13 protein-coding genes are annotated in these 8,464 nt (G+C 51.4%); 5 read left to right on the plus strand and 8 right to left on the minus strand.

All coding sequences use genetic code 11. The features are described from left to right. Window positions 1-96: 96 nt before the first annotated feature. The 3 genes from MHM86_RS16895 to MHM86_RS16905 are packed head-to-tail and all read right to left on the minus strand — an operon-like array spanning window position 97 to window position 949. On the minus strand, window positions 97-399 hold the full coding sequence (locus MHM86_RS16895) for a hypothetical protein (protein ID WP_239201744.1): 303 nt from the start codon (window positions 397-399) through the stop codon (window positions 97-99). 11 nt (window positions 400-410) lie between these two features. After that, a complete protein-coding gene (locus MHM86_RS16900; RefSeq protein ID WP_239201756.1) occupies window positions 411-698 on the minus strand; it encodes a type II toxin-antitoxin system RelE/ParE family toxin in 288 nt (95 codons plus the stop codon). After that, a complete protein-coding gene (locus tag MHM86_RS16905) occupies window positions 695-949 on the minus strand; it encodes a type II toxin-antitoxin system ParD family antitoxin (RefSeq protein ID WP_239201759.1) in 255 nt (84 codons plus the stop codon). The genes MHM86_RS16900 and MHM86_RS16905 overlap by 4 nt, the downstream gene beginning before the upstream one ends. A 147-nt stretch (window positions 950-1,096) precedes the next feature. Between MHM86_RS16905 and MHM86_RS16910 the strand changes: the two genes are divergently transcribed. Next, window positions 1,097-1,519, plus strand: a complete 423-nt coding sequence (locus tag MHM86_RS16910) for a hypothetical protein (protein WP_239201761.1) — start codon at window positions 1,097-1,099, stop codon at window positions 1,517-1,519. Between the two features lie 162 nt (window positions 1,520-1,681). Here MHM86_RS16910 and MHM86_RS16915 read toward each other — a convergent pair whose 3' ends face one another. The 5 genes from MHM86_RS16915 to MHM86_RS16935 form a co-directional block, all read right to left on the minus strand. Then, a complete protein-coding gene (locus MHM86_RS16915) occupies window positions 1,682-2,209 on the minus strand; it encodes a recombinase family protein (RefSeq protein ID WP_239201769.1) in 528 nt (175 codons plus the stop codon). 120 nt (window positions 2,210-2,329) lie between these two features. Continuing rightward, window positions 2,330-2,575, minus strand: coding sequence for a hypothetical protein (locus MHM86_RS16920; RefSeq protein ID WP_239201771.1), 246 nt, complete (start codon window positions 2,573-2,575; stop codon window positions 2,330-2,332). 27 nt (window positions 2,576-2,602) lie between these two features. Continuing rightward, entirely contained in the window at window positions 2,603-2,899 is a 297-nt protein-coding gene (locus MHM86_RS16925) for an aminotransferase class I/II-fold pyridoxal phosphate-dependent enzyme (protein ID WP_255723281.1), read from the minus strand. A 48-nt stretch (window positions 2,900-2,947) separates the two neighbouring features. Continuing rightward, a protein-coding gene (locus MHM86_RS16930; protein ID WP_370644211.1) for an IS3 family transposase occupies window positions 2,948-4,077 on the minus strand; the annotation gives its coding sequence in 2 pieces (ribosomal slippage) (window positions 2,948-3,828 and window positions 3,828-4,077; 1,131 coding nt in all). A gap of 78 nt (window positions 4,078-4,155) precedes the next feature. Next, complete coding sequence (locus tag MHM86_RS16935) at window positions 4,156-4,695, minus strand: tyrosine-type recombinase/integrase (RefSeq protein ID WP_239201779.1); 540 nt, start codon at window positions 4,693-4,695, stop codon at window positions 4,156-4,158. 243 nt (window positions 4,696-4,938) lie between these two features. On the opposite strand from MHM86_RS16935, the gene MHM86_RS16940 reads away from it, so the two are divergent. Genes MHM86_RS16940 through MHM86_RS16955 form a run of 4 tightly spaced genes read left to right on the plus strand, consistent with a single transcriptional unit; the run spans window position 4,939 to window position 8,373 of the window. Continuing rightward, window positions 4,939-6,273, plus strand: coding sequence for a hypothetical protein (locus tag MHM86_RS16940; protein ID WP_239201780.1), 1,335 nt, complete (start codon window positions 4,939-4,941; stop codon window positions 6,271-6,273). 7 nt (window positions 6,274-6,280) lie between these two features. Then, complete coding sequence (locus MHM86_RS16945) at window positions 6,281-6,904, plus strand: hypothetical protein (RefSeq protein WP_239201782.1); 624 nt, start codon at window positions 6,281-6,283, stop codon at window positions 6,902-6,904. Window positions 6,905-6,922: 18 nt separating this feature from the next. After that, window positions 6,923-7,651: an insulinase family protein gene (locus MHM86_RS16950; protein WP_239201783.1), complete on the plus strand. Its 729-nt coding sequence runs from the start codon at window positions 6,923-6,925 to the stop codon at window positions 7,649-7,651. Then, the gene (locus tag MHM86_RS16955) at window positions 7,642-8,373 is read left to right on the plus strand and encodes an ABC transporter transmembrane domain-containing protein (RefSeq protein ID WP_239201786.1); all 732 of its coding nucleotides are present in this window, start codon (window positions 7,642-7,644) and stop codon (window positions 8,371-8,373) included. Before MHM86_RS16950 ends, MHM86_RS16955 begins: the two co-directional genes overlap by 10 nt. Window positions 8,374-8,464 lie beyond the last annotated feature (91 nt).

Here is an 8,464-nt window from a genome sequence, read left to right on the forward strand (position 1 = left end):
TACAACACAAAAAGGCCCCACAGTGCATTGGGCTACAAACCACCAGCTCCCGAAACCATCATACCGATGGATCAGAGGCCAACGATGCACTAACAATCAAACTGGACCAGTCAGATGAGGCTGCTCACTGCTTCGAATATGAAGCTGAGTAATCAGCTTGGTGACAGTATGCTGAAACGGAGCATATTCGATCTGATCAATTGCAATCCCTTGGTATGCAGACAGGGCATTAATTCCAAGAGCATCCGCTGCTCCAAGAGTTTGGCTTATATAGGTTTGAAGGTCAAAGTCGCTCACATCGCTCGGAGCTATCTGCTCTAGATCAGCACGGAATCGCGCTTCAAGAAAGATAAATGCAGCTTCTGGGTCAGAAGGAAGCTCATCAAAATAATCTGTCATAAATTACCCAATCAAAGATGCAGCCCAGCATACATCTGCTGATGCAAAACGCGGATAACGGCGATCCCGTCACCAGCCCGCATAAAGAATACAAAGTGTTTACCCACTGCATATTTTAGATAACTGTCGCGCACATCAACAACGCGACCTTGCTTCAATCCCGCCGCCAATGCATCGCAAGTATCGCGAATGTCATCGGTGTAGTGGTCTGCCTGATCCATTCCCCACATTTCTGCGGTGTAGTCCCAGATTCCATCAATGTCCGCGAGAGCTGCGGGTGAAAATGTGACGCGGCTCATGAAGGAGCGTTGCCGAACTCTGCCCGCTTACGTGCTTTGAAGTCTTCAAAATCGAACGGCTGCGGTTCGCCGGACTGCTCGCCCGCAATCAAGGCATCCCGCAATACTTTCACCTTGTTTTCGTGCTCTTCCAGCAAGCGCAATCCTGCCCGCACTACATCACTGGCCGAACCGTAGCGGCCAGATTGAACCTGTGTGTCGATGAAACCCGCAAAGTGATCGCCAAGCGACATAGATGTGTTTTTTGCCATGAAGAGCCTCCTATGAGGAGGATATACCAAATTTTGGTATTTTTCAAGTCCACTCAATTACTCAAAAACTCAATGGGTCGGCCATTGTCGACAATCCATGCTAGGCGATATACTAGCTCAAAAGAACCAAAAGTGTCGGGTCTCATTATGTTGAAGTTTCTTGCAATGTTTGGATGTGTAGCATGTCTATCTACGCAACTTTCTGCTCAATCTGTTCAACAGAATGGCACAGGAAATGTTGTCGGGAATAATAACAACGTCACAATCAATACACGCATCTCAAACTCAGATCGCACCTTCCTTTTCAAAGAAAATATCGAACTATTTTGGAATGAGTGGTGGGGCACACTTGTCGGTGAGAAGTCAACTGGCACGCTAACTTTAGTTATCGAAGGAGAGGGGAAAACAGTCCAGCTAATTGGGATACTGTACATGAACTGCTCTAACGGCAAAGCGAGCTGGGAGTTGATCAAGAACTGGGCAAACGGTGATCCGAACGATCCAAACGCGGTCAATGAAGTACCGACAGAAGTTTACAGCAACGCGAACTTGGTCTTTTGCCACCGATGAGAAACCTCATGAACGGATACACTAAAATAATGGTAGCTTCAGTCGGGCTGGTGGCGAGTCTGATAACAATTTACCTTTTCATCACACAACCTGACACAGAACGCGACCAAACAATCATACAGCAAATAGGTTCTGGGAACGCCGTAGGCAACGGGAACACTGTTACCTTGGGTAACTGACCTTGAACAAGTCGGCGATATCTCGCAGCGCACGGCGTTCTTCGTCGCGCATGCGGATCACCTCGGCTTTTTGATCCGGTGAAAGGGCAGGCGGGTGGCCACCGATGCGGCCACGTTTGCGGGCTGCGGCCAAACCTTCGCGGGTGCGCTCTGCAATCCGGCGGCGCTCAAAATGGGCGATGGATGCAAAAACGTGAAAGATCAGCTCTCCGGCGGGCGTTGTCGTGTCGATATCCTCGGCCAAGGAACGGAAACCCGCGCCGCGCTCTTTGATGGCGTCCACGATGTCGAGAAGATCGCGCAGGGAACGGGCGAGGCGATCATACTTCGTCACCACCACCACGTCGCCGTCACGGAGCTGATCGAGCAGGCGTTTCAGCTCTGGCCGCTTGGCCGTCGCGCCGCTGATCGTTTCAGAGAACACGCGCCCCGCGCCCGCCTCTTTCAAGGCGTCAAGCTGAGCGTCTAGATTCTGGTCTGCGGTGGACACACGGGCATAGCCAATAATCATGCCAAAATCGTACCAAAACCCTATATATTTTGGAACAGGTTTTTGGCACGGCTAAGCCCTTGATCCACCGTGGCAGGGTAGGGGGATGACAAAAACCACCGATATTGTCCATTGCAATACCTATCCCCCTGAAAAGTCTTCAACGGCATCACGGACTTTCTGGAACACCCCTTCAAGCTCGTCAATTTGAACACCGCCAAAAGCGAGCCGCAACGCCTGCGGCACGGCAACCGTTGTTGCAAAAGGCTCTGCGCCGGAGGCTGAAACACCAAGCTCCTTGAGGCGCGTGACTACCGGTACGGCCCGAACACCCTTTTCCAGTGGCAACCAAGCGAAACCAGCGTTGCGATGTCCGAGAACTGCCAATCCATCAAGAGCAGCCCTGCAAATCTGCTAGCGCTCCGCCCCATCCTGCTTTCGAGCTTCTTCGGATTTTGCGAGCGTACCGTCTTCCACCCAACCTGTGACCAAGCCGGAAATTATGGCCGGGACATTCCAGGTCGTCGCTCTGATCGCTTCAAGCAACCGGTCGATATGTGGCGCCGGGGCAACCACGTAGCCCAATCGCAACCCCGTCGCGATGCTTTTTGAGAAACCGCCCACATAGATCGTTCGCTCCGGCGCGAGTGAAAACAGGCTTGGCCGCAGGTTCGGCTCCAGAAAAGCATAAGCCGCATCCTCGATGATCAGAAGATCATGCTGGACTTGTCACGTTTAAGTTCCGATCCTTTTGCTCTTTTATGCAGCCTTCCGTTCGAAGGCCAAGGGGCTTTTGTAGCCCAAAGCTGAGTGTTTTCTGCGCGGATTGTAGAAACCATTGATGTATTGGAACACCGCTGCCTCTGCCTGCCTTCTTGTTTGCCAAGTTTGCCGCCAGATGAGCTCAGCCTTCAACGTCTTGAAGAAGGTTTCTGTCACGGCGTTATCCCAGCAGTTTCCTTTGCCTGACATTGACACCTGGAAACCATGTCTTCGCAAAACCTTCAGGTAATCATGCGCACAATATTGGCTGCCGCGATCGGTATGGTGAATGCATCCCTTTGGCGGCCTGCGAAGGTTTATGGCCATTTGTAGTGCCTGGATCGCCAAGTCCTTCTTCAGCCTATTACTGACTGCCCAGCCAATAACACGCCGGGAATACAGATCGATAATCACAGCCAAATACAGCCAACCTTCTCGCGTCCAAATATATGTGATGTCGCCAGCCCATTTTTGGTTTGGCCCAGTTGCCGCAAAATCCTGATCCAACAGATTAGGCGCCACATTCAGATTGTGAACACTGTCTGTGGTGGCCTTACATTTATGGGTTCTGAATACTTGGATGCCGTTTTGGGACATCAAACGGCCAACCCGACGATGTCCAACCGCAAACCCAAGCTCTTTCAGCTCTTCAGTCATTCTCGGCCTGCCGTAGCTGCCAAGCGAAAGACGGTGCTGTTCGCGGATATGTGCCAGCAAAATCATGTCATCCCGCTGAGGTTGGCTCATTGGGCGGCATCGCCAGGCCCGCAGCCCACGCGATGTTACCTTCAAAACGCGACACAAAACTTCGACGGGAAAGGCCTTCTTCATCTTGTCAATAAACGCAAATCTCATTGTTTTTGACTCGCGAAGAAGGCCGTCGCTTTTTTTAAGATTTCGCGCTCCTGTTTCAGAACCGCATTTTCTTTGCGAAGCCGTTCAACCTCGCGCACGAGATCTGCGTCAGGAAGGGACGCGTCTTCAGTGTCCTGTGCGACTTTGATGCACTTGTTCAGCGTCGAAACGCCCATCCCTAAATCAGACGCAACCTGACGACGCGTCAGGCCACTGGTCAATGCTATGCGCACCGCATCGCGCTTGAATTCTTCGCTGTGTCCGTTTGCCATGTCCGTTCTCCTTTTCGGCAAAATACCAAGTCAAAGGAACGGAACAAATCCGTCGCAAGTCCAAGTCGGGGCAGGGGGCTACTCCCACATCCCGACAAACTGCTTCTCGTTGAACCTGGCATAGATGGCCGTGTTGTTGATCGAAGTATGGCCCAGGTAGATTTGCACCGCTCGGATATCATAGCCGTTGTTGATCATATAGAAGCCACAGCCATGCCTCAGCATGTGCGGGTTGATGCGGGGCAGGGCGGCTGAATGGCTGCATTGCTCCAGAAGCTTGTTGACGGTGCTGCGGGCGAGGGGGCTTCTGCGCTCGGATACAAAGAGCCAAGGAAGCTCGCTCTCACGCTCTCGAAGGTAACGCCTGAGAAGCCTCAGCTCGTCACCGGCAATCGGGTGCATCCCGTCGATCCCGTTCTTGGATCGCTTCACGAATACCGTGGCCTGGTCCAGATTCAGCTGCTCAAGCTTGATGTGGCAGAGCTCCGACACGCGCAGGCCGTGACGGTAGAGCATCAAAATAATCAGCTCATTGCGAGCCGGGTTCCTGGTCTTTCGTGCTGCCTTGCGCAGGGCCTCGACCTCACTGGCCGTGACCCAGTTTTTCACCTTGTTCATGAAGCTTTCTACAAAATATAAGCTGGCGTCCTGTCTGAGCCTTCCAGAAAGCCTAACAAAATAGGGCAGGGGGCAACAGAACTTTCAACATTATATTTATTTTGTAGAGTATTTCAAATCGCGTCATATCCAAACTCAATTAGCCCCCGAGGGTCTGGAGGGTTGAACGGGAACGATTTTAGTTCAATTCAGAATTGTAGGTGGTATAGTTGGCTTAAGGTCATATTCCTATCAGGTTTCTGAATGAAAAAAACACTCTATATATTAGTATTTGCTGGATTTTTTCTAGTGCTCTGGCTCTCAAAGTACTTCGCTGCTGGGGACAAAGTAGGGTCAGAAATTCAGACGATGGAATCCTCTATTTTCTCTGAAGTGGCCCTGATACGTAACCCCGGCGTTGAGGATGTTTTTCTATATTTGGTTTTTCCGTCAGGCGAAGCATCCAATAACTTTGATGAGGGCTTGGCGCATTATGTCGAGCACCTTGCATGGCTGAGTACCTTTGGTGGCGGTCAAAACGAACGAATGCGTCATTCCAATGCTTGGACGAACCATTTCAGTACTGGATATTGGCAAAAGACTGTTGATGATGATCTACACCGCGCCTTGCGAACCCTGATGGCAGTGTCCGAACCTTTTGACGTAAAAGTTGATTTCGCCTTAGAAGAGCGGGATATCGTTTTGAGGGAATATGACTATCGAGTTGCTGAACGCCCACTCATTCAGGTGTATCGCGATATGGACCGCGCTCTTTATGGCGAAGGAGCTTTGGCGCGATCTGTGATAGGGGAGCCCGAAGTTATCGCAGATTACTCATTGGACGCCGCTGCCTCTCTTCATAAGCAAAGCCACGCTTTATCGGATGCAACTCTTTTGGTCTACGGGGGTGTCAGCGAAGCTCGACTAGAAGCTGCCTTAGCAGCTTTGTCTGTTAACAATGTGCATACGCTTTCCGCCGATCCTCGTTCAATTCGGTTGGTTGAAGATGGCGTTGTTCAAGATCGGATTGCTATCTCACTCTCCGAGCTGAGTGACGACACCTTTTTGTATCGCAAACTGGTTCCACTGGATGTGTGTGAAACATCGGCTGGTTGTGCTGTTTTAGCTCAGTTGGCAGAAAACGCGCTCGGCTCTTCGTTGCCAGGAGGGCTGGCTGGACCGCTTCGATATGACCAGTTTGTGACACGAAGCTTCTCGCTCGATATCACTGTTATCGGAGAGAAGTACGTTGAACTGTCCTTCATCGGGCATCCTGATGCCAATATTTCATTGGATGGGCTGGAAAACGTATTTCGCGCGGCTCTTCACGGCACTTTGGAAAACGGCTTGCCACAAGAGACGTTTGACCGAGTTGCATCACGCCTTGCAGGCCAATTTGATAGCGTTTTGGAACGTGATCGGCCTGGCTACAATCGCGACCTGGTGCTTGATCAGCTGATGTCCGCGACACCCGTATTTACACTGGAAGATCAAATAAATGCGGTTGCGAGTGTTCGCCTAAAAGATGTAAATGAATTTCTAAAATCCCTGTTAGTCGATGGGCGCGAAGTCACGCGTCTTGTCAGCGTCGAAAGGTAATTTGAGTATGAAGAAATTTCTGTTTTTAGCCGCTTTAGTGGCATTGGTGGGAGCCTGCAAAAAAGATGCAAGTCGAGAGATTGTCTTGACAGAAACCCCCGATGGGCGACCGTTTCATTTTATGCCCATCTATGAAGATGATGTGACGGACATCACGATCACAATTGCTTGGCCAATGAGTTGGGCTTTCAGCGCGGATCGAAACCCAGCAGTTCCCTATGTTGCTGCCGAGGCTATCTTGAGTGGAGGCACTGGTGAACTTGCACCGCAGGATGTGCTGGAGCTATTTAACGACAAAAATTCGCGTGGCCAGCTTTATGTCCGTGCAGATCACGCGATTGGTGAGGTGAGTTTCCCGAAAGAGCACATTGATGATGTTGTTTCCATTGCCAGTGAGATGCTTACATCGCCCCAGTTTGATCAAGCCTGGGTGGATCGGATCAAGCAAGGGTTCTTGGCAAATCAGACCCAATCTCAAGCGCAAACTGCTCATCAAATGTGGGCTCTCGCTCGGTTAGCAGTTCTGGGTGAGACGCCGCTCAACGATTTTCTGAGCCTGCCAAATATCCCCGTAATCTCAGATGTGAGTGTAGACGATCTGAGTCGATGGCACGCTGAAACACTTGTGTAGAACGGAGTCACCATTGCGGTGACTGGTGCGATCAGTCGAAGTGATGCCGGGAAAGCCGTAGACCAATTACTTGCTGGTTTGCCGGAAGGGCAAGCACAAGCAGCTCCTAATATCGATACGAGTTTTGAACCAAGGACTGTCCTGCTGCATCTTCCCGATGCTGAGAAAACAACCCTCGGCCTTCTCGGGCAATTACCACCCACGGCTGAAGGTGGCGATCTAACGGACTTGCTTGCTTTGAGCTTTTTCGGGCGCTCTGGAAGTGGACCGCTCTTTGATGCCGTTCGTACTGAATTGCGGGCAAGCTATGGTTTTCAGGCGGGCTTCACGAATTATGACCGCGCCACTCGCATCATGTTCATAGCGGGAGAGGTGGAAACCGAGAAATTGGCAGAGGCTGCCGATTTAGTTCGCACAACATACGAGGCTTTTCGCGCGGCACCTGATCTAACGGGCCTTGATGACTTGCGGCGAGGTATGGCGGAGGGAACGGAGCGGAACGTATTATATGTAGATGTTGCTGCCAGAACGATGCTGGAACTGGCGTTGGATGATCGCAGCCCGGGCGATGCACCCCGATTGGGAGAGCTATTGGAAAGTGTGACTGCGCAAGACGTACAAGAGCGTCTCGCATCTGTCTTTCCGTCCGGCGACGATCTTATCGTTGTCGCCGCGAGCCCAGATGCTTCGGCCCTCCCAGGGGCATGCGTCATCACGAAATTTGAGCAGGTTGTACAGTGTCCGTAGACAATAACGGGCGCGAGATACCGCTCTCTTGGTTCACACGATCTTTATGGAAATACACGCCGCTCTACATAGAGCTGGTGTTTCTCGCGATCTGCCTGCGCCTGATCGGCCTTGTTGAGCCTTTTATCTTTCAGGTTATCATTGACCGCATCCTTCCGTTTCAGCGGGAGGCGTCCCTAATCGTGGTTGTGGCGATATTCGCGGCTGTGAGCCTGTTTCAGATGGGCTTTGAAGTGCTGTCGAGCCTTCTCGGGATTCTGACAGCAAATAAAGTCACGCGCGAGTTTGGTTCGCGCATATTCGACCACCTGTTCAAACTGCCCTTCAACCACTTCCGCAAGTGGTCGGTGGGCGAAACCATGGCGCGGGTCAGTGAGACAGATACAATCCGTAACTTTCTGGTCGGCACAACCACAGGTGTGCTCCTCGATCTGCTCTTTGTCGTCATCTATATCGGGGTCCTGTTATCTCTTTCCGTACCCCTGACAATGATCGTATTCATTGCCCTGCCATTGCAGGCTTTGGTCTACTTTGCGTTCGGTCCCTTCCTACGCCAACGGTTGCGCGTCCAGTTTGACGCTGGCGCAAAACATCAAACTCAGATGGTTGAAAATATTTCAGGCATCGCCGCTGTAAAGGCGCTGAGTGCAGAAGGTAAGATGCTAGAACGGCTTGACCAAACCTTGGGTAATCCCCCCATTTTTAATGGGGCTCAGCCATAGAATTCATGCGGCTGTTTTCAGTTTCATAGCTGGAGTGATCCCGCCGATGGCCATGTTGGGCCGGTCGTTTTTGTAAGTCCAGAGCCAGTTT

Origin of the sequence: Thalassobius sp. Cn5-15 (genome assembly GCF_022347685.1) — a bacterium.
In the GTDB taxonomy this organism is placed as follows: Bacteria; Pseudomonadota; Alphaproteobacteria; order Rhodobacterales; family Rhodobacteraceae; genus Thalassobius.

Coding starts and splice junctions, on each gene's coding strand:
- MHM86_RS16935 (WP_239201779.1), bottom strand. CDS start 4,695: ATGAACAAGGTGAAAAACTGGGTCACGGCCAGTGAGGTCGAGGCCCTG.
- MHM86_RS16945 (WP_239201782.1), top strand. CDS start 6,281: ATGAAGAAATTTCTGTTTTTAGCCGCTTTAGTGGCATTGGTGGGAGCC.
- MHM86_RS16895 (WP_239201744.1), bottom strand. CDS start 399: ATGACAGATTATTTTGATGAGCTTCCTTCTGACCCAGAAGCTGCATTT.
- MHM86_RS16900 (WP_239201756.1), bottom strand. CDS start 698: ATGAGCCGCGTCACATTTTCACCCGCAGCTCTCGCGGACATTGATGGA.
- MHM86_RS16940 (WP_239201780.1), top strand. CDS start 4,939: ATGAAAAAAACACTCTATATATTAGTATTTGCTGGATTTTTTCTAGTG.
- MHM86_RS16905 (WP_239201759.1), bottom strand. CDS start 949: ATGGCAAAAAACACATCTATGTCGCTTGGCGATCACTTTGCGGGTTTC.
- MHM86_RS16910 (WP_239201761.1), top strand. CDS start 1,097: ATGTTGAAGTTTCTTGCAATGTTTGGATGTGTAGCATGTCTATCTACG.
- MHM86_RS16915 (WP_239201769.1), bottom strand. CDS start 2,209: ATGATTATTGGCTATGCCCGTGTGTCCACCGCAGACCAGAATCTAGAC.